This is a genomic window from Pseudomonas sp. PvP027 (assembly GCF_017833005.1).
Taxonomy (GTDB): Bacteria; Pseudomonadota; Gammaproteobacteria; order Pseudomonadales; family Pseudomonadaceae; genus Aquipseudomonas; species Aquipseudomonas congelans.
The window spans coordinates 3,253,422-3,273,171 of record NZ_JAFIBK010000001.1 but is presented as its reverse complement, the minus strand read 5'-3'; the positions used below and the strand labels follow the sequence as shown (position 1 = coordinate 3,273,171).

Sequence of the window (19,750 nt, the reverse complement as noted above, 5' to 3'; positions counted from 1 at the left end):
CGTCTTTTTCAGACCTCAGGAGAACTGCCATGTCGGATCATCACACGTACAAGAAAGTTGAAATCGTCGGCTCTTCCACGACCACCATCGAAGACGCCATCAACAATGCCCTGGCCGAAGCCAGCAAAAGCCTCGACCTGATGGAATGGTTTGAAGTGACCGAAACCCGCGGCCATATCGAAAACGGCAAAGTCGCGCACTTCCAGGTAACGTTGAAAGTGGGCTTCCGCATCACCAACAGCTGAGGGTGATCTGAACCTTTCGGCTGGCCGATTGCCATAACTTGCGCTACACGCAGATGTGGCCACGCGTTCGCTTTGTGAGCGTGGGGATTTCAATGGGCGCCTGTTCCAATGGCGTCTTCATTTGGCCGGACGAGAGGGATTACCCATGAAGAAGTTTTTGTTGGCTGTAGGCTTGCTGAGCATTGCAGGCACTGCCCTCGCGGCAGGCAAGTCGTGTGAAGAGTTGAAAAGTGAACTCGATGCCAGACTCCAGGCGAAGGGCGTAAATTCCTACACGCTGGAAGTGGTCGAGAAAGGCAGCGCGGCCGACAAGCAAGTCGTCGGCACCTGCGAAGGTGGTACCAAGGAAATCGTTTACAAGCGCGGTTGATTGCCAACCTGGCCCGGCTCAGGCCGGTTTGCCCGGTTAATCCCGTTTGCAGGTTCACGAACAGAATCGCCCCGGACTGTCATCCAGTCCGGGGCGATTTTGTTTGTGGCTGGTTTTTTCCGATTCGGAAAATCGCCTAGCCGTGTGCGACCTGCGCGAGGATCTCGTATGAGCGCAGTCGATCCTCGTGCTCGTACATGTCACAGGTGAAGATCAACTCATCAGCGTCGGTCTGCTCAAGCAGCACATCCAGTTTGGCGCGGATCTTGTCCGGGCCACCCACCATCGCCAGCCCCAGGAAGCTTGCTACCGCCTCACGCTCGTGTGGCAGCCACAGGCCGTCCATTGATTCGACAGGCGGGCGCTGCATCAGGCTGTGCCCACGCATCAGCGCCAGAATGCGCTGGTAGACCGAGGTCGCCAGGTATTCGGCATGTTCGTCCGTGTCTGCCGCCGACAGGGGCACGCCAAGCATCACGTAAGGCTTGTCGAGCACCTCGGAAGGCTGGAAGTGATTGCGATACACGCGAATCGCCTCGTGCATGTAACGCGGTGCAAAGTGCGATGCGAACGCATACGGCAAGCCGCGCATGCCTGCCAACTGGGCGCTGAACAGGCTTGAACCCAGCAGCCAGATCGGCACGTTGGTGTTTGAACCGGGTACGGCGATCACTTTTTGATCAGGCGTGCGCGGGCCCAGGTATTCCATCAGTTCGGTGACATCATCCGGAAAGTCATCGGCGCTGCCGGAGCGCTCGCGGCGCAAGGCTCGCGCAGTCATCTGGTCGGAACCCGGTGCGCGGCCCAGCCCCAGGTCGATGCGACCGGGATACAGGCTGGCCAGCGTGCCGAACTGCTCGGCAATCACCAGCGGCGCGTGGTTGGGCAGCATGATCCCGCCCGACCCGATACGAATGGTCGACGTACCGCCTGCCAGGTACGCGAGCAGCACCGAGGTCGCTGAACTGGCGATGCCGTCCATGTTGTGGTGTTCGGCCACCCAGAAGCGGTTGTAACCCAGCTTTTCGACATGCTGGGCAAGGTTCAGCGAGTTGCGCAGGGATTCGGCGGGCCCTTTGTCGTGGCGCACCGGCACCAGATCAAGGGTTGAAATTTTTACATCTGCCAGACGTTTCATAGGCCGGGGTAGCTCCTCGAATTGTGATGGGCCGGCTGCTGGAGCTGCCCACGATGAAACAGCAGTGCGGGCGCAAGTCCGGCTTTTCAATGGGGCAGTGTAGAAAAACCTACTGAAATGGTAGGTCTTTCCGACGGTTGAACTTTCCAGAGCCGTCTATCCTCAGAATGCTGTAACAGCAACGATCCAAATTCATTCCAAAAGGAGCCACCATGAGCATCGTCAAGAAAGCATCCGCCCACTGGGAAGGTGATCTGAAAAGCGGTATCGGCAGCATCTCCACGGAAACCGGCGTGTTGCGCGAAGCACCTTACGGCTTCAAGGCCCGTTTTGAGGGCGGCAAGGGCACCAACCCTGAAGAATTGATCGGCGCAGCCCACGCAGGCTGTTTCTCGATGGCATTGTCCATGATTCTGGGCGGTGCAGGCCTGACTGCTGAAAGCATCGATACTCAGGCTGAGGTGTCGCTGGATCAGGTAGAAGGCGGTTTCGCGATCAGCGCTGTGCATTTGACCCTCAAGGCCAAAGTGCCAGGCGCGACCCAAGAGAAGTTCGACGAGTTGACCAAGCAGGCCAAAGAAGGCTGCCCGGTTTCCAAGGTACTGAACGCCAAGATCACCCTGGACGCTACATTGCTGAGCTGATTCACAGCCAGCCTTGCGGGGGCGCCTTGTGCGCTCCTGTATCTGCTGTATAAAGCTGGCTTGCTTCATCGGTCATGCGTTGGTTGACGCATGGTTTGATTATGATCAGGAGTCGAGCATGAAACGTTTTATTCTGGCAGCGACCTGCACCCTGCTGGCCACCAGCGCCCTGGCGGCACCTAAATCCTGCGAAGAACTCAAGGCTGAAATCGAAGCCAAGATCCAGGCCAATAACGTCACGTCCTACACGCTGGAAATCGTGAGCAACGAAGAAGCCACCGATCCGAGCATGATCGTCGGCAGCTGCGACAACGGTACGAAAAAGATCATCTATCAGCTCAACGGCCGCTGATCAGATGCAGTGCACCCCGCCCTCTCCTTCCTCCTCGGCTACCACCTTGCGCTCTGCATCGTAAAGCCAGGCATCGACACTGTTCGCCAGTGAGCGTACCTCCAGCACATAGCGCTGCCCTGCGGCGAAGTGGTCGTAACGAACACTGACGTAACAAGTGATCTCGGTGTACTCGTCGCCGATCATCCCCATACCGCCCGATCGGTACTCGTAGTCGTAACGCACCTGCAACTCATGGCTGCCCGGCGTGACCTGAAAGTAGCGCCCGTCGTAAGTGTTCTTGCCATCGAGCTTGTCGCCCATGATTAACTGACCGGTGATGGTACGCATGTCGACCCACGCCATGTCCGGGTTGACGGCGGGCAAGGGGCCGGCGCATCCGGTGAGGGTGGCGAGCGCGAATGCGATTGGCAGTGTCGTAAAGCGCATGTGGGCGGTTCCGGATTGTGTGGATTGAGCATAGCCTGCCACACCCGTCCGGCATAACATCATCTTCTCCACATCACGAAAGCCCTTCCCTTCATGGCCACATTCTCCCTGCCACGCCTTCGCTACCTGCATCTGCTGGCGCTGACGGCCGTCATGCTGCTCGCCGGCTGCTCCAGCGTTTCCTACTACGGCCAGCTCGCGCAGGGCCAGTGGCAGCTGTTACAGGCACGTGAGCCGGTGGAGAAGATCGTGGCTGACCCGACCCGGGATGCAGGTTTGCGCGAGCATCTGGCCCGGTCGCAGTTGGCGCGGGCGTTTGCCAGCGAGCATTTGCATCTGCCGGACAACAAGAGTTACCGCCTGTATGCGGACCTGGGCCGCCCTTATGTGGTGTGGAATGTGTTCGCGACGGATGAGTTTTCGCTGGAGCCGGTCACGCATTGTTTTCCGATTGCCGGGTGTGTCGCGTATCGCGGTTATTACAGCCCTGGCGGGGCGCGTGGCGAGGCGGCGTTGCAGCGCCAGGCGGGCAAGGATGTGTATTTGAGTGGTGTGGAAGCCTATTCGACGCTGGGTTGGTTCAATGATCCGATTCTCAGTTCGATGATGGGCTGGGGTGACGAGCGTCTGGCGACGCTGATTTTCCATGAGTTGGCGCATCAGCGTTTTTATGTGAAGGACGACACGGAGTTCAACGAGTCCTACGCCAGTTTCGTCGAGCAGGAAGGTACGCGGCAATGGCGTGCAGCGCGGGGGCTGCCGCCGGAAAGTGTTTCGCAGTCTGCGCGGCGTGATCAGTTTACCCGGTTGGTGCTCGACACCCGGGAGCGGCTCAAGGCGCTTTATCGTCAGCCGCTGTCGGCCGAGGTGATGCGCGCACGCAAGGCTGAAGCGTTCGAGCGGATGCGCCGTGACTACCGCGCGTTGCGGGATGAACAGTGGGCCGGCGACAAGCGTTTCGATGCCTGGATCAACAGCCCGATGAACAACGCCAAACTGCTGCCTTTTGGTCTTTACGATCAGTGGGTGCCAGCGTTCGAGGCTTTGTTCAGGCAGGTAAATGGCGACTGGCAGGCTTTTTATCGAGCTGTGGAAAAGTTGGGCGCCATGCCCGCCGAGTCGCGCAAGGCGGCGCTGCGGGCGTTGATGCCTTGATGGATTCTCGTTACTACGCTCCGCGTGGTAATGCCTTTCTGGACGCTCTGCGTCCGATCTTGAGCACTTGGTACGGCGCAGAATTGTGACGCGGAGCGTCACGAAAGGCATTCCTACGCTGGAGCATAGGAACGATGGCCAGCCTCAACCCTTATCAAACCCCTCCGCCAGGTGCTGATCCTTGAGCTTCACGTAATTGGTCGCGCTGTACGGGAAGAAGGCGATTTCCTTTTCGGTGAGGGCGCGCACCTGTTTGACCGGGCGACCGACGTACAGAAAGCCGCTTTCCAGCACTTTGCCTGGCGGCACCAGACTGCCTGCGCCGATGATGACTTCGTCTTCGACAACCGCGCCATCCATGATGGTCGTGCCCATGCCGATCAGGATGCGGTTGCCGATTGTGCAGCCGTGCAGCATGGCCTTGTGTCCGATGGTCACTTCATCGCCGATCAGCAGTGGAAAACCGTCCGGGTTGAAGGGGCCGGCGTGGGTGATGTGCAGCACGCTGCCGTCCTGCACGCTGGTGCGGGCGCCGATGCGGATGCGGTGCATGTCGCCGCGTACCACGGTCAGCGGCCAGACGGAGCTGTCGGCGCCGATTTCGACGTCACCGATAACCACCGCTGAATGATCGACAAAGGCCCGTTCGCCGAGGGCCGGGGTGTGCTCCTGAAACTTGCGAATGGCCACGATAGGCTCCTTCTTTGGCAGTGATAGGCGTGTAGAGCGGGTTTGGTTGCTGCGGTCGGCGTCGATTGTAATTAAGATGGCCGAGTGTTTCTTCAAGGCAAGGTGCAAAACCGTGAGCGCGAACAACCCTCTTCTGCAATCGTACGACCTGCCACCCTTTTCGGCGATTCGTGCCGAGCATGTCAAACCTGCTATCGAACAGATCCTGGCGGATAACCGTGCCGCGATTGCCGACATCCTCGCCAAACAGGGTTCGACACCGACCTGGGCCGGGCTGGTACTGACCATGGACGAGCTGAACGACCGCCTGGGCGCTGCCTGGAGCCCCGTCAGCCACCTCAATGCCGTGTGCAACAGCGCCGAGCTGCGCGAAGCGTATGAATCATGCCTGCCGGCCTTGAGCGCCTACTCCACCGAGATGGGCCAGAACCGTGCGCTGTTCCAGGCCTATGAAGCCTTGGCCAATGGCCCGGAAGCTGCCAGCTTCGACGTTGGCCAGAAGACCATTCTGGAGCAGTCGCTGCGCGACTTCCGTCTGTCAGGTATCGATCTGCCGCCAGAGCAGCAGAAGCGTTACGCCGAAGTGCAGAGCAAACTGTCGGAGCTGGGCAGCCAGTTTTCCAATCAGTTGCTCGATGCCACTCAGGCCTGGACCAAGCTGGTCGCCGATGAGTCCGCCCTCGCCGGCCTGACCGATTCTGCCAAACAGCAGATGGCCGCCGCCGCCAAGGCCAAGGATCTGGAAGGCTATCTGATCACGCTGGAATTCCCTAGCTACTACGCGGTGATGACTTACGCCGAAGACCGTGCACTGCGCGAGGAAGTCTATGCGGCATACGCCACCCGCGCGTCGAATCAAGGCCCGAACGCGGGCAAGAACGACAACACGCCGGTCATGGAGCAGATCCTCGACCTGCGTCAGGAACTCGCGCAACTGCTCGGCTATGCAAACTACGCTGAGTTGAGCCTGGCGACCAAGATGGCCGAGTCCAGCGATCAGGTGCTGAGCTTCCTGCGTGACCTGGCCAAACGCAGCAAGCCTTTTGCTGCCCAGGACCTGGAGCAGCTCAAGGCTTATGCCGCTGAACAGGGCTGCCCGGATCTGCAAAGCTGGGACAGCGGTTTCTACGGCGAGAAGTTGCGCGAGCAGCGCTACAGCGTTTCCCAGGAAATCCTGCGTGCCTACTTCCCTGTCGATAAGGTGCTCGGCGGCCTGTTCACCATCGTTCAGCGCCTGTACGGCATCGAGATTGCCGAGCAGAAAGGCTTCGACACCTGGCACCCCGACGTTCGTCTGTTCGAGATCAAGGAAAACGGCCAGCACGTCGGGCGTTTCTTCTTCGACCTGTATGCCCGCGCCAACAAGCGTGGTGGTGCCTGGATGGACGGCGCGCGCGATCGTCGCCGTACGGCGCAAGGCACCTTGCAAAGCCCGGTGGCCAATCTGGTGTGCAACTTCACACCCGCTGTCGCGGGCAAGCCTGCGCTGCTGACCCACGACGAAGTCACCACGCTGTTCCACGAATTCGGCCATGGCCTGCATCACCTGCTGACCCGCGTCGAGCATGCCGGTGTATCCGGTATCAATGGCGTGGCCTGGGACGCCGTCGAGTTGCCAAGCCAGTTCATGGAAAACTGGTGCTGGGAGCCTGAAGGCCTGGCGCTGATCTCCGGTCATTACGAAACCGGCGAGCCACTGCCGCAGGACCTGCTGGAGAAGATGCTTGCTGCCAAGAACTTCCAGTCCGGCCTGATGATGGTGCGTCAGCTGGAGTTCTCGCTGTTCGATTTCGAACTGCATGCCACGCATGGCGACGGCCGCAGCGTGCTGGACGTGCTGGAAGGTATTCGCGACGAAGTGTCAGTGATGCGTCCACCCGCCTATAACCGCTTCCCGAACAGCTTCGCGCACATCTTCGCAGGCGGTTACGCAGCCGGTTATTACAGCTACAAGTGGGCCGAGGTGCTGTCTGCCGATGCGTTCTCGAAATTCGAGGAAGACGGTGTGCTCAACGCTGAAACCGGACGCGCCTTCCGCGAAGCCATTCTGGCGCGTGGCGGTTCGCAGGCACCGATGGTGCTGTTCGTCGACTTCCGCGGACGCGAGCCTTCGATTGACGCACTCTTGCGCCACAGTGGCTTGAGTGAGGACGCGGCAGCATGACCGATACACCGGTAATCATTACCAAGAAACGCTTCATCGCCGGGGCGGTTTGCCCGGCGTGCAGCGAGCCTGACAAACTGATGATGTGGAACGAAAACGACGTGCCGCATCGCGAGTGCGTGAGTTGCGGCTACAGCGACACGCTCAACGAGCAGGGTATTTCGATACCGAAGGAGCTGGGTACGCGGGTCAACAAGGTGGCGGTCAAGCCGGCAGACCCGAAAGTACAGGGTGTGCAGTTCTTTCCGAACCCGAAGTTGAAGAAGCCGGTTGATCTGGAGTGACGTGATCGGCCGGTGCTGAACATGAAAGGTTCGCTCGTTTGAGCGAACCTTTTTTATTGTCCGCCGTGCCTCAGGCCATCAACGGCAGAATTACCAGTCGGCCAGCTCAGACACTTTCTTCCTGAAGGCCAGCGCCAGCACCGTCAGCACTTCCTCATCCCTGCCCAGTTCGCCGCGAATCTTGTGGTTCCCCTGCGGGTGCAGCCTGACCCAGGCGTGTTCTTGCAGGTCATCGTTTTCATAAAATTCAATGGCTATCTCAGGGTGGTCATGTTCCTCAATGTCTTCAGCCCACAACCGAATCTCATATTTGGCCATCACCCACCCCGTTGTCAGGTAAATGCGCCAGTACCCGATAGCCGAGTTGGCGTTTCGCTACACTAGGCCTGAAGAAAAAGGGCGTCTACTGGCAGAAGTAACAGGTGGTTTTTTGTACAGGGCGGAGACATAAGACGGCGAGTCGTAGCAACGCTGTGAGGGAAGCAGGGACAAGTGGTGAACAGCACTTGTCCCTGGCTGGCAAAACGTCAGTCTGCCGTTTGCAGCCTGCGCTTCTCGGCCAGACGACTTCTGCCGTACAGCACAGCAATGGCGATCAGGGCGATGGCCTGTGCGCTGAGCGAGTACAGGTCGGCATGAATGCCCAGCCAGTCGAACTCGAAGAACGGCACCGGCCTTGTGCCGAATATGCCCGCCTCCTGCAGCGCCTTGACGCCGTGACCGGCAAACACCACTGACAGTGCGCAGAGCAGTGCAGCGTTGATGCCGAAGAACAGCGACAGCGGCAGCTTCGCCGAACCGCGCAGGATGACCCACGCCAGGCCCACGAGCAGCACCAGCGCCGTGGCGCCACCCGCCAGCACGGCATCGTGTCCGGCAGGTCCTGCCTGCAGCCATAGGGTTTCGTAGAACAGAATGACTTCGAACAGCTCGCGATAGACCGAGAAGAACGCCAGCACTGCGAAGCCGAAACGACCGCCGCCGCCGACCAGACTGCTTTTCACATAGTCCTGCCAGGCAGCGGCGTGACGACGGTCGTGCATCCACACCCCGAGCCAGAGTACCATCACACTGGCGAACAACGCGGTGGCGCCTTCCAGCAGTTCACGCTGTGCGCCGCTGACGTCGATGACATACGCAGCGAGCGCCCAGGTGGCCAACCCGGCCAGCAGCGCCAGACCCCAGCCAATATTGACGCTACGCACGGCAGACTGCTGGCCGGTGTTGCGCAGAAACGCCAGAATCGCCGCCAGTACCAGAATCGCTTCCAGCCCTTCACGCAGCAGGATCAGCAGGCCCGAAATATAGCTCAGCGACAGGCTCAGGCCGTCGCTGCCCAACAGCTCCGCCGACTCTTTGAGCTTGCCTTTGGCTGCTTCCAGCTTCTGCGCAACCTGAGGTAACGGCATGCTGTCCTGCAAGGACTGCCGGTAAGCCATCAGGCTCTTTTCCGTGTCCTTGCGCACATTGGCGTCGACGTTATCCAGCGAGCTTTCGACCAGTTCGAAACCCTCCAGATACGCCGCGACCGACAAATCATAGGCCTGCTCACGGTCACCGGCCTTGTAGGCCGCCAGGCTCTTGTCCAGCGTTACACTGGTGTAATCCAGCAGTTGCGCCGGGCCGCGCTGCACCTGAGGTGGCTGCGCACGCTGGGCCCGGAAGGTGGCGGTAGCGTCCGGACCTTCGGCAGCCTGGATTTCGGCCGGTGTCTGGCGAGCCAGATCGGCGAGGTTGAAGGTCTTGGCTGGCTGGGCGACAGGTTGCGCGCTGAAGCTGGCGATATAGGTCGCGATGTCCCAGCGCTGGCGATCATCCAGCTGGTCGGCGAACGCGGGCATATCGGTGCCGGCAATCCCCAGTCCGGTCGCGTTGTAGAGATCGTAGAGACTCAGGCGATCCAGCCGCGCGGTATCCCGCAGGTTCGAGGGTGGCGGTTCCAGGCCGATACCTGCCGGTCCATCCCCTGCACCGCTGTCGCCATGGCACACCGAGCAATGCTGGGCGTACAAGGGCGCGCCACGGGCGGGGTCCGGCGTAATGGCCGGTGCCTGACTGACCTCGTAGGCAAGCGCGAGCTTCGCACTCAACTGCCGCGCCTGACGAGTGACTTGCGCAGCGTCCTGTCGACCCGCCACAGCGCTTTTCAGCTGGGTTACCGCCTGCTCCAGAGCATCACGCTCGGCGCGCTGCGGCAAGGCGACAACGAGGCCCTGCAACGCAGCCAGGTTATCGACCTGCTGCTGATACTTGGCGGTATCCACAACCTTGCCATCCGCCATGGTCGCCGGGTAATCGGCCCCCAGGTAATCCAGCAGATGCAGCGCCTGTGCTGCACCCTCGACAGGGTCAGCCAGTGCAATGCAGCTGCCCAGCGCCATGAGCGGCAACAGTAACCAGGCAAGAAAACGAGAATGGACGGGCATTACAGAATCTCGACGGGAATGCGAAGCGTTGCATTGTTAACGCCGCAACGGCACTACTCAATAGTCGAGGTCCATTTTTGTTACAGAATCTTACATTCAACCATCAGTCGCCCTGAGCAAAAGGGATATCTGCTCAGGGCTCTAGACCTGGACGATTCAGGCCGTACCGCGATGCAACGTCGCGAGGAAACCTGCTGCGCCCACAAACAGGCTGGCGAAGGTGCGGTTCATGCGACGCTGCTGGCGAGGCGTCTTGAGCAGGCGCAGCACCTTGGATGCCAGCCCGGTGTAGCCCGCCATCACGATCAGATCGACCATCACCATGGTCGCCGCGATGATCGCGTACTGGATGAGTAGCGGAGCGGCCGGGTCGATGAACTGTGGCAGGATCGCCAGAATGAAGATCAGCGCCTTGGGGTTGCTGATATTCACCAGAAAACCACGCAATACCAGCGTCATCGGTTTGCCCACAGGGCGCACGGCAGATTCGTCGGCCAGGTCGGCTGGCAAGGCGCGCCATTGCTTGATGCCCAGATAGACCAGATACGCCACGCCGAACCACTTGATCAGCGTGAACGCCATATCGGAGGCTGCGAGCACGGCACCAAGACCTGCCGCGACAATCGCGATCTGTGCCACCAACGCAATCTGCAAGCCCAGCGCATTCCAGTAGCCACGCAAGAAGCCGTATTGCAGGCCGCAGGACATCGAGGCGATGGCGCCTGCGCCGGGGGAAAGACTGATGATCCAGCAGGCCGCAAAAAAGCCCAGCCACGTTTCAAGCGCCATCGTGCACCTCATGGAAAGTCGAATGCGCAATAAATTAGGGCTTAATGCTTTGCAAAGCTAACGATTTCTAGGGTCTTTACGAAACGTCGGCGAGCGAAGGTCAGGCAAGGCAAAAACAGGCGAGGAACGGCCGGGGTCGCGTTCGACTCTACGTGTTGTAAATGAGCATTCCGATTGGACTCGCATCCGAGCCTGTTTTTAACGCAGCATCACCGGCGCAGCCACTTTTCGTACAGACCCTAATCCTGCTCATCCGGCTGCTTTGCGACCACCATCTGCGGAAACAGATCGCTGCCACGCCAGCGGCGTACTGACTTCTGGAAAAACTGGCTGTTGGGCACCTGGACCAGCGCGCCACCGGCTTCCGGGGTCTCGATCAGGGTGGTGAACATCAGGTTGATGGCGACCACCCGCCCCTTCACGCCCGGCTTGTCCAGCGTATCGACCAGCTCGACCATGTCACCGATGCGGAACGGGCCGATGGTGAAGATCAGAATGGCGCAGAGCAGGTTCGACAGCACGCTCCACATTGCGAAGAACGCCACCGCCGCGACGGCGACGAAGCCGGACAGAGCGGTCCACAGCACTGTGGCCGAAACCCCGAGTCGGCCCAGCACGAGGACAAAGGCGCTGCCCATGATCAGCCAGCGCAAGCCGCCGCGAACCGGCACCAGCAACTCTGGCGGCAGCGGATAGCGCTCGCCCAGACCGGTCAGAAAACCACCGACGATGCGTTGCAGTACGTAACCGGCCAACAGGATCAGCAGAATCTGCGCCCCCACCAGCAGCGGTTCAAGCCAGTACGCGGATACCGGCAAGCCCAGCATGTCCATCACTTGCCTGCCTCGATCACGACAATGCTTCCAGTTCGGCCTGCATTGATTCCAACAGTTCCAGCGCTTGCATCCAGGCGTCTTCCAGCTCGGATTCACGCACTTTCAGCTTCGCCTGTTCGGCCAGCAGATCGCGCAGCTTGTCCTTGTTGGCAGCCTCGTAGTTGGTGCTGTCGGCCAGCGCTTCTTCGACCTTGGCGAGTTTTTCATTCACCAGCCCGAGATCACGCTCCAGCTTGTCGGCTTCACGCTTGTGCGGCGCCAGTTGCTGACGCAAGGCCGCCGCCTGCTGGCGCTGGGCTTTCTTGTCGGTCTTGTCGGCGTTGACGGGCGTGTTGCTGACCGGCGCGTTGCGCAGCCGGTATTCAGCCAGCCAGCGCGTGTAGTCATCCAGATCGCCATCGAACTCCTGTACGCGGCCGTCGGCCACCAGCAGGAAGTCATCGGTCGTGCTTTTGAGCAAGTGCCGATCGTGAGACACCACCAGAACCGCGCCACCGAACTCCTGCAAGGCCATGGTCAGCGCCAGGCGCATTTCCAGATCCAGGTGGTTGGTCGGTTCATCGAGCAGCAACAGGTTGGGCTTTTCCCAGGCGATCAGTGCCAGCGCCAGACGGGCTTTCTCGCCACCGGAAAAATTCAGTACCGGTTCATCCAGACGCGCGCCACGGAAGTCGAAGCCACCAAGGAAATCGCGCAGTGTCTGTTCACGCTCGGTCGGTGCCAGGCGCTGCAAGTGCAGCAACGGCGTCGCCTTGGCGTCCAGTGAGTCGAGCTGATGCTGGGCAAAGTAGCCCACGGTGAGGTTTTCGCCACGCACCAGCCGACCGCTTTGCGGCTCAAGCTCGCCGGCGAGGTTTTTGATCAGCGTCGACTTGCCTGCGCCGTTCGGACCCAGCAGGCCGATGCGTGCGCCCGGCGTGAGTTGCAGCTTGACCTTCTCGAGGATGGTCTTGTCGCCGTAACCCAGGCGCGCGTCGGACAGGTCCAGCAATGGGCTGGAGATCTTGTCGGACTCACGGAAAACGAAGTTGAACGGAGAGTCGACGTGCGCGGCCGACAGCTCTTCCATGCGCTCCAGCGCCTTGATCCGGCTCTGTGCCTGACGGGCCTTGGTGGCCTGGGCCTTGAAGCGCGCGATGTACTTTTCCATGTGCGCACGTTGCGCCTGCTGCTTCTCGTAGGCCTGTTGCTGCTGGGCCAGACGTTCGGCACGGGCCCGCTCGAAGGCGCTGTAGCCGCCGCGATAAAGAGTGATCTTGCGTTGCTCGACATGGGCGATGTGATCGACCACGGCATCCAGAAAATCCCGGTCGTGGGAAATCAGCAGCAAGGTGCCGGGGTAACTCTTGAGCCAGTCTTCAAGCCACAGAATGGCGTCGAGGTCCAAGTGGTTGGTCGGTTCGTCGAGCAGCAGTAGGTCCGAGGGGCACATCAATGCCTGCGCCAGGTTCAGGCGCATACGCCAGCCACCGGAGAAACTGCCGACCTGACGCTCCATCTGCTCGTTGGTGAAGCCCAGCCCGGCCAGCAGCTTGCGAGCGCGTGCGTCGGCGGTATAACCGTCGGCGCTGTCGAGCTCCGAATGCAGACGTGCCTGGGCGGCACCGTCCTGCGCCGCTTCGGCCTCGGCCAGCGAGCTCTGTACTTCCCGCAGGCGCTCGTCGCCATCGAGCACGTAATCCACGGCCAGGCGTTCGAGCGTGTCGACCTCCTGGCGCATGTGCGCGATACGCCAGTCGGCGGGCAGCAGGCAGTCGCCGGCATCCGGCGTCAGCTCTCCACGCAGCAGGGCAAACAGGCTGGATTTACCGGCGCCATTGGCACCGATCAGACCGGCTTTATGGCCGGCGTGCAGAGTCAGCTCGGCGTCTTCTAGCAGACGTTGCGGACCACGCTGTAAGGTAAGGCTTTGAAGTCGAATCATAATGGCGGCGGAGTCTACCAGCTTCGTCCTGAACAGGTGGATCACTATGCCTTCAGCGCTCTGGAGTTTCACCCTCGATTTCTACGCCCGTCCGGGTGTGGAACAGGCTTGTCTGACGCTGCAAGCCAACGGGGCCAACGTGTGCACGGTGCTTTGCGGGGTGTGGCTGGGCACGCGCGACGTGGCGTGCGACGCTCAGCGAGTGGCGCAAATAAAGCAGTTGGCGACACCCTGGCATGACGATGTGGTGCGTCCGCTGCGGGATTTGCGTAACCAATGGCGCAATGCGGCGCTTGAAGATCCGTTGCTGACCCCATTACGGATGAAGGTCAAGGCGCTGGAACTGGAAGCCGAACAAGGCCTGATGCTGAAACTTGAGGCACTCACCGGGGACTGGCCGGCGGGTGAGGCGCGGAATGCAGAGGAGTGGATGCTCGAGCTTGCCGAAGGAGACGCAGAAAAAAACCGCGATGCGCTGGATGTGCTGCGCATCGCGGTTGGACTTGCCGTCGACCAGACTTAGGAAGCGCTGGTTGGCGTTGCGCCGTTGGCAGGTGTTGCCGGTGCGGCGGCTGGTGCAGCAGGTGCAGGCGTCGTCGGCTTGGCTGCGGCAGCAGGCGCTGGCGTGGCCGGTTTTGCGGCGGCCGGCTTCGCGACTGGCTTCGCTGCAGGTTTGGCGACTGGCTTGGCCGCTGCTTTCAAAGGTGCCTTGGCAGGCGCTTTGGCCGGTGCCTTGACGGGCGCTTTCACAGGCGCTTTCGCCGCAGGTTTGGCGGCCGCTGCTTTTGCTGCTGCAGGTTTGGCAGCACTGCTGGCGGTGGTCTTGGCAGCCGGCGCCTTGGTGGCGGCAGGCTTGGCCGCAGCCGGTTTGGCAGCAGTTGTCTTGGCTGCGACAGGTTTGGCTGCTGCAGTCGCACGGGCGGCAGGTTTGGCGGCGGCTTTCACCGGGGCCTTGGCAACAGCAGTTTTGACGGCTGGCTTGGCAACCGCAGAAGGCTTGGCTGCGGCTTTGGCGACTGGCTTGGCAGCGGCCGCTTTAACCGGCGCTTTTGCTGCGGTTTTTGCAGGAGCTTTGGCAGCAGGTGTCTTGCCAGCAGGTGCCTTGGCGACGGCTTTAGGCGCGGCAGGCTTGGCATCGCGAGTTGTCAGGATCTTGCCGACCGCCTCTTTCACGCGACCGATACCCTGGGCCAGTTTCAGGCTTTCCTGGGCATCACGCTTGAGGTGCAGGATGTAAGTGCGAGTTTCGGTCTGGCGATCCTTGAGAGCGTCCAGCAACTCTTCCAGCTCGGACACAGCACCTTTGGCCTTGGCCTGCGCCTTGGATTTTCCGGCGGTGGCAGCGTCCTGCAGTTTGATGCGGGAGTTATGCAGTTTTTCCTGCGCCTTGCCGCGTTGTTTCTCAAGCTTGGCGAGCAGTTTCTCGGCATCAGCCAAGGCTTGTGAGCAGGCGTCTTCCAGATGTTCAAGCAAGCTGCCCGATAATTGTTGGAGCAAATGCAACGGAGTATTTACTGGCTTCTTTTTGGCCGACATGACTTACCTCCTGGGTGACGAAATTGCGGCTCATATTAGGCTTCTGCGCGCATCGCCGCTAGGGCATCTTGACAGCATCCTTGGGGCGCTGTTGCATACTGACGGAAATGATTGCTCGGCACGATGCAAAGGCATTGTGAAATTCACGTCACAAGACTCGTCACTACTCGCGCTGGCGCTGGCATAATCGCTGCCTTCCCAGGCCGGAGAGCATTAATGTCGCGCTACCTGTTAACGTCGTTGTTCCTCTTGCTACCCCTGGCTCAGGCCGCCGAGGCGCCGTCTGTGTCCAATGACGGCCACGATCTCGCTTACAGCCTGGGTGCAAGCCTTGGCGAGCGGTTGCATCAGGAAGTTCCTGACCTGGACCTCAAGGCACTGGTAGAAGGCTTGCAGCAGGCTTATCAGGGCAAGCCTCTGGCGCTCAAGCAGGACCGCATCGACCAGATTCTGCGCGAGCATGACGCCGCTATCGCTCAGGCCGAGACCGCCGGTACGGATGCGCCGACCGAGGCGGCCCTCAAGGCCGAGCGCACGTTCATGGACAGCGAGAAGGCCAAACCGGGTGTGAAGGTGCTGGCTGACGGGATTCTCATGACCGAACTGACCGCGGGCACCGGCCCCAAGCCTGATGCCAATGGCCGGGTTGAAGTGCGTTACGTGGGTCGTTTGCCGGACGGTACGATCTTCGATCAGAGCACCCAGCCCCAGTGGTTCAGGCTCGACAGTGTGATCAGCGGCTGGACCAGTGCACTGCAGAACATGCCGACCGGCGCGAAGTGGCGGCTGGTGATCCCCTCTGATCAAGCCTATGGCGCCGAGGGCGCTGGCGATCTGATCGATCCGTTTACACCGCTGGTATTTGAAATCGAGCTGGTTGCGGTTTCACAGTAAGCGAACGTAAAACCGGAATTCAGAAATGCGAAAGGGTGCAATGAGCACCCTTGGCGTGTAGCGCTTGCACCGACACGGTCACACCTGAGCGGCGACCTGTTCCTTGTGCGAGTTGTGCAGCACTTCGATCAGGCAGTCTTCCAGCTCGAAACGCTCGTGCAGCAATTGCCCCAGCTGGTTGAATTCCCGGGCCACCACCGCCGCATCCGAGCAATCGCCCTTGTCGCAGCGATCGTTGAACGTCAGCGCAAACTTGGTGATGACGTCGAGACGCGGATAGATCGTGTCTGCCAGTTCGAGCCCACGCTCGTCGTTGAACGCCCGGGCTTCATCGCCTAGTTGTTCGTAGACCTCGAAGTGCCCGGCGGAGACGTAATCCACAAGAACGCCGCAGAAGTTCTGCAAGCCTTCGCGGTCGGCTGCCAGCGCTTCGGGCGTGTCGCCCAGCGCATCGTAGGCTTCGACCAGTTCGAGACGGCTTTGAAGCCAGCGATCGATCAGCTTGTTCACTCCGCCCCAGCGTTCCTGAGCATTCTGACAACTTTCCAGCATGGTCTTCTCTCTTCCCTTCAGGGGCATGCAGTCCTGTGCCGGTCCCGATGATTGGCCGGGACCTGGCCTGATAGATGCGTCAGGACAGCATATTTCCAGTGACGCGTGCGGCCCAGATTATGCCCGCCCGACAAGGCCATCAAGGTACGCAGGAGATAAAGTTCATACAAGCGTTTAATAGCTGCCCCGATCTCTGGTTGTCAGCCAGTGGCTGAACTCACTGAAAAGAGGATACAGCGGCAACAGCGCCAGACCGGTAAATGCCAGCAGACTCCACTCCGGTAGGCTTATACCGAACAGCGTCCAGGTAATTTCGGCGCAAAACATCGCATCGCTTCGCAGCCCGTCGATACATTTATCCAGGGAAAGCAGGCCAAACAGATGCTCCAGCCTGGCAATAAAAGGTATCAATTGATCTGCCGAAGCGGTTTGCAGCCACACCTGAGTGCCCGCCGTTGTGAGCCCTGCGAGGGCGAACAGCAGAAATCCCAGGCTGTAGCGACGCATGCCTTGCGGGCCTGGCGCGTGGCAGGTAGCAAACAGTGCCAGTACACCGCAGACGATGAGCGCAGTCCGCTGTACCTGGCAAAGAGCGCAAGGGCCGAGATCGACGGTTTGCTGAAGGTAAAAGGCGGCGCCAATGATTAATGCACAGGCCAGCGATGCCAGGGAAAACAGGAAGCGTGTGCGAGCCAGGTACATGGCAAATCCGTAACAAAGAACGAGACGATTACGGTAGAGGAGGGGTGCGGCGCATTCAAGGTGGCGGCGTACGGATGCGTCGCTGTTTACCGAGGAAAAAGAACACACCGCCGCGTGGTTCTTTTACCCGTAGATGTAGGAGGATTCTCACACGCCGATCTTTGCACGCTGGCGAGGCAACACGGAGAGCCCTTACGCAGGGCCCTCCGGCGGATTCATGCCTTGGTCAGTACCGGCAGGGGACGTGACAGGAGGCGCTCGTCGAGCAGGCCCAGGCCCTCCTGAAACAGCTGATTGCTGCGATCCGTCTCACCCAGCAGGCCCAGCAGACGCGCCAGCTCTGCACAGGTCTCTGGATTGCGTTCCAGACGCAGGCTGCTCTCCAGATAATCCCGCGCCTTGCCCCACAGTCGGCCTTGCAGGCAGATACGTCCCAGGCTCAGCAACAGGCTTGGATCAGCAGGATGCTGCTTGAGCCAGCCCTCCGCCGTTTGCAGCTGCTTTAACGGGTCGCTGCCGCGAACCAGACCATACAGACGCGCCAGATGGCTGTTGTACTCGCGCTTGAGGGCGCTGCGAAGCACCTCTTCAGCCTGAGCTTCGGCACCCAGACGGCGCAATTGATCGGCATACGCCAGCACCAGTTGCGGCTCCTGGCGTTGCGCAGAACCCAGTCCCTGCCAGGCGCTTTCCAGTGAAGGCAGCCCGGTCGGTGCGCCCTCGATGCCTTCGCGGTAGGCCGCCAGGCTCAGGTTCTCGCCCCAGGCGCGGCGTTCCAGCTCGGCCAGCTCCTTGGGTGGCAGGACCTTGTCCTTGCGCAGCTCCGGCATCAGGCGGACAACGTTGGACCAGTCACCACGCTGCTGATAAAGGCGTTGCAGTTGACGAAGCACCTGAGGGTTGTGCGGATGACGCTCTTTCATGGCCAGCAGCGTGGTAAGCGCACCGTCGGTATCGCCACGGTCCTGCTGCAATTGAGCGTGATTAAGCGCAATCGCCAGCTCGGCTTGTGGCTGACGTTCGAGCGCACGCTCCAGCAGGGCGTCGCAGTCTTCGTAACGGCCCTGCTCGTTGGCAGCACGTGCGGCGCCAATGTAGTACAGCAGCGGATGAGTATCCGCTTCGGCCGCGCGTTGCAGGTGACGTTGGGCGCTGGACCAGCGGCCCTCGGCGAGGTCCATCTGACCCTGCTCGATAGCTATTTGCACACGACGACGGCGGTTGCGGCGCGACCATGGGTTGACCACACGGCCTGAGGTCGTCAGCAAGGTGATCAGCAGCCTCAGCAGCGCTATCACCAGTAACACAACGACCAGCAGCGCCAGGGTCGCCCAGAGGCTCGATTCATAGCGGAAGTTCTGATAGGCAATCAGGACATAGCCGGAATGCTCGGCGATGGCGACACCAATCAGCGCTGCAGCGGCGATCGCGATGAATAACAGCACATAAAAGCGCTTCATCGGCTGGTCCCCTGTTGCGCCTCGGCTGGCTGGCCGGCAGCGTGACGGCGTTCAAGGTAGGCCTGCACGGCGCTCAGGGTCGGCGCCAGGTCAGGTGTCTTCACCGATACCGGCTGGCTGGCGACAGCATCAAGCCCTTGGCCAAGCACCTTGCCCTGTGGGTCGTCCTGATCGAAGTTGGCTTTCAGAACGCTTTGCGCTTCGGTGATGGCCTTGGAATAAACCTCGGGCTCGCCGTTAAGCGCTGCCCACTGCGCCTGCTCCAACGCCAGACTCAGGGCCAAGCGCACCTGCGAGAGGCTTTGGCCGGCGAGTACCGGGCGGATGTCCTTGTCGGCGTTGAAATCGATACGGAAGTAATGGGAGATCTCGTCCCGCCACTGCGACCATCGGCTGGTTTCGGTCTTGTCAGCGGTCAGCCCCATAAGCGACTCGCCCTTGTCTTCGTATTCCGGAGCCAGCTTGTTGAGCTGTACAGCCTGCTCACGCAGAGCGGCCAGTTGCAGGAACAGCCCGGTGCGGTCCGGCTGTTCGACGCTGCGCAGGGCGGCAAGGCTCTTGGCCAGTTGCTCGCGGGCAGCGAAGGAGCCCGGATCGTCCTGCTCACGCAGAATTTCATCGGCACCCTGAACCAGCGCCTGCGCGCTGTTGATGTCCTGCAGCGCGGAAAGGCGCAGGCTGGCCAGACGCAACAGATGCTCGGCCTCGGCCAGGCGCCAGTCCTTGCGGCTCGCCCCCAGCACGGTTTCGAGTCGCTGGCTGAGACGCTGCTGATCGCCTTGCAATTGCGCGACCAGACGTCGACTGTCTTCCAATTGATTGGCTGGCGGGAATTGCGCAATGCGTGCGCTCAGTTGCTGGTCATTCTGCGCCAGCACCAGGGTCTGTTCGGCGATGTCTTCGACCTGTCCGCGTTGCTGCTGGTGCCCGGCCTGCAACATGCGCAGTTGCCAGACTCCCCAGCCGGCGACGGCAATACCGGCAATTGCCAGCAGCAAGGCCAGGAACACCAGGCCACTGTTACGGCTGCCGGTGCGCTCGGTGCGTACTGGCTCAGGCTTGGATGCAGGCGTTTTCAACACCGATTCTTCGTCTTTAGGCAAGGCTGTTTCGCTCACGTATCCCATCCTTTGCATTTTGGCGTAATAGCGTAAACGACA

General features: G+C 60.6%; 22 protein-coding genes. 9 read left to right on the top strand and 13 right to left on the bottom strand.

Annotated elements, in window-relative coordinates; all coding sequences use genetic code 11:
• Positions 1 to 29 precede the first annotated feature (29 nt).
• Both JOE33_RS13880 and JOE33_RS13875 read left to right on the top strand, forming a co-directional pair.
• Positions 30 to 245, top strand: a complete 216-nt coding sequence (locus JOE33_RS13880; protein ID WP_003318455.1) for a dodecin — start codon at positions 30 to 32, stop codon at positions 243 to 245.
• A gap of 145 nt (positions 246 to 390) precedes the next feature.
• Positions 391 to 615 (top strand): DUF1161 domain-containing protein, encoded by a 225-nt coding sequence (locus JOE33_RS13875; protein WP_187625340.1) that lies wholly within the window; start codon positions 391 to 393, stop codon positions 613 to 615.
• A 136-nt stretch (positions 616 to 751) separates the two neighbouring features.
• Here the strand turns inward: JOE33_RS13875 and JOE33_RS13870 are convergent, their stop codons facing one another.
• Positions 752 to 1,753: an LLM class flavin-dependent oxidoreductase gene (locus JOE33_RS13870; protein WP_010431363.1), complete on the bottom strand. Its 1,002-nt coding sequence runs from the start codon at positions 1,751 to 1,753 to the stop codon at positions 752 to 754.
• A gap of 212 nt (positions 1,754 to 1,965) precedes the next feature.
• Here JOE33_RS13870 and JOE33_RS13865 point away from each other — a divergent pair, with 212 nt between their 5' ends.
• Both JOE33_RS13865 and JOE33_RS13860 read left to right on the top strand, forming a co-directional pair.
• A complete protein-coding gene (locus JOE33_RS13865; RefSeq protein WP_003340074.1) occupies positions 1,966 to 2,397 on the top strand; it encodes an OsmC family protein in 432 nt (143 codons plus the stop codon).
• Between the two features lie 118 nt (positions 2,398 to 2,515).
• Positions 2,516 to 2,749, top strand: a complete 234-nt coding sequence (locus tag JOE33_RS13860) for a DUF1161 domain-containing protein (protein ID WP_003318449.1) — start codon at positions 2,516 to 2,518, stop codon at positions 2,747 to 2,749.
• Here JOE33_RS13860 and JOE33_RS13855 read toward each other — a convergent pair whose 3' ends face one another.
• Positions 2,750 to 3,115, bottom strand: a complete 366-nt coding sequence (locus JOE33_RS13855; RefSeq protein WP_187625374.1) for a hypothetical protein — start codon at positions 3,113 to 3,115, stop codon at positions 2,750 to 2,752.
• A gap of 156 nt (positions 3,116 to 3,271) precedes the next feature.
• Between JOE33_RS13855 and JOE33_RS13850 the strand changes: the two genes are divergently transcribed.
• Complete coding sequence (locus tag JOE33_RS13850; RefSeq protein WP_187625339.1) at positions 3,272 to 4,333, top strand: aminopeptidase; 1,062 nt, start codon at positions 3,272 to 3,274, stop codon at positions 4,331 to 4,333.
• A gap of 144 nt (positions 4,334 to 4,477) precedes the next feature.
• Here the strand turns inward: JOE33_RS13850 and JOE33_RS13845 are convergent, their stop codons facing one another.
• The gene (locus tag JOE33_RS13845; protein ID WP_187625338.1) at positions 4,478 to 5,023 is read right to left on the bottom strand and encodes a gamma carbonic anhydrase family protein; all 546 of its coding nucleotides are present in this window, start codon (positions 5,021 to 5,023) and stop codon (positions 4,478 to 4,480) included.
• Positions 5,024 to 5,135: 112 nt separating this feature from the next.
• On the opposite strand from JOE33_RS13845, the gene prlC reads away from it, so the two are divergent.
• Together prlC and JOE33_RS13835 are read left to right on the top strand one after the other, a co-directional pair.
• The gene (prlC, locus tag JOE33_RS13840) at positions 5,136 to 7,187 is read left to right on the top strand and encodes an oligopeptidase A (RefSeq protein ID WP_032611329.1); all 2,052 of its coding nucleotides are present in this window, start codon (positions 5,136 to 5,138) and stop codon (positions 7,185 to 7,187) included.
• Complete coding sequence (locus JOE33_RS13835) at positions 7,184 to 7,471, top strand: YheV family putative zinc ribbon protein (RefSeq protein ID WP_010431378.1); 288 nt, start codon at positions 7,184 to 7,186, stop codon at positions 7,469 to 7,471. Before prlC ends, JOE33_RS13835 begins: the two co-directional genes overlap by 4 nt.
• A gap of 90 nt (positions 7,472 to 7,561) precedes the next feature.
• Here the strand turns inward: JOE33_RS13835 and JOE33_RS13830 are convergent, their stop codons facing one another.
• The 5 genes from JOE33_RS13830 to JOE33_RS13810 form a co-directional block, all read right to left on the bottom strand.
• Complete coding sequence (locus JOE33_RS13830) at positions 7,562 to 7,789, bottom strand: hypothetical protein (RefSeq protein WP_010431381.1); 228 nt, start codon at positions 7,787 to 7,789, stop codon at positions 7,562 to 7,564.
• A gap of 209 nt (positions 7,790 to 7,998) precedes the next feature.
• Entirely contained in the window at positions 7,999 to 9,897 is a 1,899-nt protein-coding gene (locus tag JOE33_RS13825) for a cytochrome c/FTR1 family iron permease (protein WP_122578753.1), read from the bottom strand.
• Between the two features lie 156 nt (positions 9,898 to 10,053).
• The gene (locus JOE33_RS13820; RefSeq protein ID WP_010431386.1) at positions 10,054 to 10,686 is read right to left on the bottom strand and encodes a LysE family transporter; all 633 of its coding nucleotides are present in this window, start codon (positions 10,684 to 10,686) and stop codon (positions 10,054 to 10,056) included.
• Positions 10,687 to 10,925: 239 nt separating this feature from the next.
• On the bottom strand, positions 10,926 to 11,519 hold the full coding sequence (locus JOE33_RS13815) for a mechanosensitive ion channel family protein (protein WP_002551363.1): 594 nt from the start codon (positions 11,517 to 11,519) through the stop codon (positions 10,926 to 10,928).
• Positions 11,520 to 11,535: 16 nt separating this feature from the next.
• Positions 11,536 to 13,446, bottom strand: a complete 1,911-nt coding sequence (locus tag JOE33_RS13810) for an ATP-binding cassette domain-containing protein (protein WP_187625337.1) — start codon at positions 13,444 to 13,446, stop codon at positions 11,536 to 11,538.
• A gap of 46 nt (positions 13,447 to 13,492) precedes the next feature.
• On the opposite strand from JOE33_RS13810, the gene JOE33_RS13805 reads away from it, so the two are divergent.
• A complete protein-coding gene (locus JOE33_RS13805) occupies positions 13,493 to 13,969 on the top strand; it encodes a TIGR02444 family protein (RefSeq protein WP_187625336.1) in 477 nt (158 codons plus the stop codon).
• On the opposite strand, the gene JOE33_RS13800 is transcribed toward JOE33_RS13805, so the two are convergent.
• A complete protein-coding gene (locus JOE33_RS13800) occupies positions 13,966 to 14,982 on the bottom strand; it encodes an AlgP family protein (RefSeq protein ID WP_122578754.1) in 1,017 nt (338 codons plus the stop codon). The genes JOE33_RS13805 and JOE33_RS13800 overlap by 4 nt on opposite strands.
• A gap of 216 nt (positions 14,983 to 15,198) precedes the next feature.
• Here JOE33_RS13800 and JOE33_RS13795 point away from each other — a divergent pair, with 216 nt between their 5' ends.
• Positions 15,199 to 15,876: an FKBP-type peptidyl-prolyl cis-trans isomerase gene (locus JOE33_RS13795; RefSeq protein WP_010433453.1), complete on the top strand. Its 678-nt coding sequence runs from the start codon at positions 15,199 to 15,201 to the stop codon at positions 15,874 to 15,876.
• A gap of 78 nt (positions 15,877 to 15,954) precedes the next feature.
• On the opposite strand, the gene JOE33_RS13790 is transcribed toward JOE33_RS13795, so the two are convergent.
• From JOE33_RS13790 to JOE33_RS13775, 4 genes are all read right to left on the bottom strand, one after another.
• On the bottom strand, positions 15,955 to 16,428 hold the full coding sequence (locus JOE33_RS13790) for an Rsd/AlgQ family anti-sigma factor (protein ID WP_010433450.1): 474 nt from the start codon (positions 16,426 to 16,428) through the stop codon (positions 15,955 to 15,957).
• 174 nt (positions 16,429 to 16,602) lie between these two features.
• Complete coding sequence (locus tag JOE33_RS13785) at positions 16,603 to 17,130, bottom strand: disulfide bond formation protein B (RefSeq protein ID WP_032611308.1); 528 nt, start codon at positions 17,128 to 17,130, stop codon at positions 16,603 to 16,605.
• A gap of 215 nt (positions 17,131 to 17,345) precedes the next feature.
• Positions 17,346 to 18,590 carry a heme biosynthesis protein HemY gene (locus tag JOE33_RS13780; protein WP_187625335.1) on the bottom strand — a complete coding sequence of 415 codons (1,245 nt, stop codon included), beginning with the start codon at positions 18,588 to 18,590 and terminating at the stop codon, positions 17,346 to 17,348.
• Entirely contained in the window at positions 18,587 to 19,708 is a 1,122-nt protein-coding gene (locus tag JOE33_RS13775) for a uroporphyrinogen-III C-methyltransferase (RefSeq protein ID WP_209924091.1), read from the bottom strand. Before JOE33_RS13775 ends, JOE33_RS13780 begins: the two co-directional genes overlap by 4 nt.
• Positions 19,709 to 19,750: the final 42 nt, after the last annotated feature.

Excerpts from the sequence above, each read along its gene's own strand:
- JOE33_RS13865 (WP_003340074.1), top strand. The coding sequence starts at position 1,966 with ATGAGCATCGTCAAGAAAGCATCCGCCCACTGGGAAGGTGATCTGAAA.
- JOE33_RS13785 (WP_032611308.1), bottom strand. The coding sequence starts at position 17,130 with ATGTACCTGGCTCGCACACGCTTCCTGTTTTCCCTGGCATCGCTGGCC.
- JOE33_RS13875 (WP_187625340.1), top strand. The coding sequence starts at position 391 with ATGAAGAAGTTTTTGTTGGCTGTAGGCTTGCTGAGCATTGCAGGCACT.
- JOE33_RS13870 (WP_010431363.1), bottom strand. The coding sequence starts at position 1,753 with ATGAAACGTCTGGCAGATGTAAAAATTTCAACCCTTGATCTGGTGCCG.
- JOE33_RS13815 (WP_002551363.1), bottom strand. The coding sequence starts at position 11,519 with ATGGACATGCTGGGCTTGCCGGTATCCGCGTACTGGCTTGAACCGCTG.
- JOE33_RS13810 (WP_187625337.1), bottom strand. The coding sequence starts at position 13,446 with ATGATTCGACTTCAAAGCCTTACCTTACAGCGTGGTCCGCAACGTCTG.
- JOE33_RS13830 (WP_010431381.1), bottom strand. The coding sequence starts at position 7,789 with ATGGCCAAATATGAGATTCGGTTGTGGGCTGAAGACATTGAGGAACAT.
- JOE33_RS13880 (WP_003318455.1), top strand. The coding sequence starts at position 30 with ATGTCGGATCATCACACGTACAAGAAAGTTGAAATCGTCGGCTCTTCC.
- JOE33_RS13800 (WP_122578754.1), bottom strand. The coding sequence starts at position 14,982 with ATGTCGGCCAAAAAGAAGCCAGTAAATACTCCGTTGCATTTGCTCCAA.
- JOE33_RS13820 (WP_010431386.1), bottom strand. The coding sequence starts at position 10,686 with ATGGCGCTTGAAACGTGGCTGGGCTTTTTTGCGGCCTGCTGGATCATC.
- JOE33_RS13790 (WP_010433450.1), bottom strand. The coding sequence starts at position 16,428 with ATGCTGGAAAGTTGTCAGAATGCTCAGGAACGCTGGGGCGGAGTGAAC.
- JOE33_RS13835 (WP_010431378.1), top strand. The coding sequence starts at position 7,184 with ATGACCGATACACCGGTAATCATTACCAAGAAACGCTTCATCGCCGGG.
- JOE33_RS13825 (WP_122578753.1), bottom strand. The coding sequence starts at position 9,897 with ATGCCCGTCCATTCTCGTTTTCTTGCCTGGTTACTGTTGCCGCTCATG.
- JOE33_RS13850 (WP_187625339.1), top strand. The coding sequence starts at position 3,272 with ATGGCCACATTCTCCCTGCCACGCCTTCGCTACCTGCATCTGCTGGCG.
- JOE33_RS13805 (WP_187625336.1), top strand. The coding sequence starts at position 13,493 with ATGCCTTCAGCGCTCTGGAGTTTCACCCTCGATTTCTACGCCCGTCCG.
- JOE33_RS13860 (WP_003318449.1), top strand. The coding sequence starts at position 2,516 with ATGAAACGTTTTATTCTGGCAGCGACCTGCACCCTGCTGGCCACCAGC.
- JOE33_RS13780 (WP_187625335.1), bottom strand. The coding sequence starts at position 18,590 with ATGAAGCGCTTTTATGTGCTGTTATTCATCGCGATCGCCGCTGCAGCG.
- JOE33_RS13795 (WP_010433453.1), top strand. The coding sequence starts at position 15,199 with ATGTCGCGCTACCTGTTAACGTCGTTGTTCCTCTTGCTACCCCTGGCT.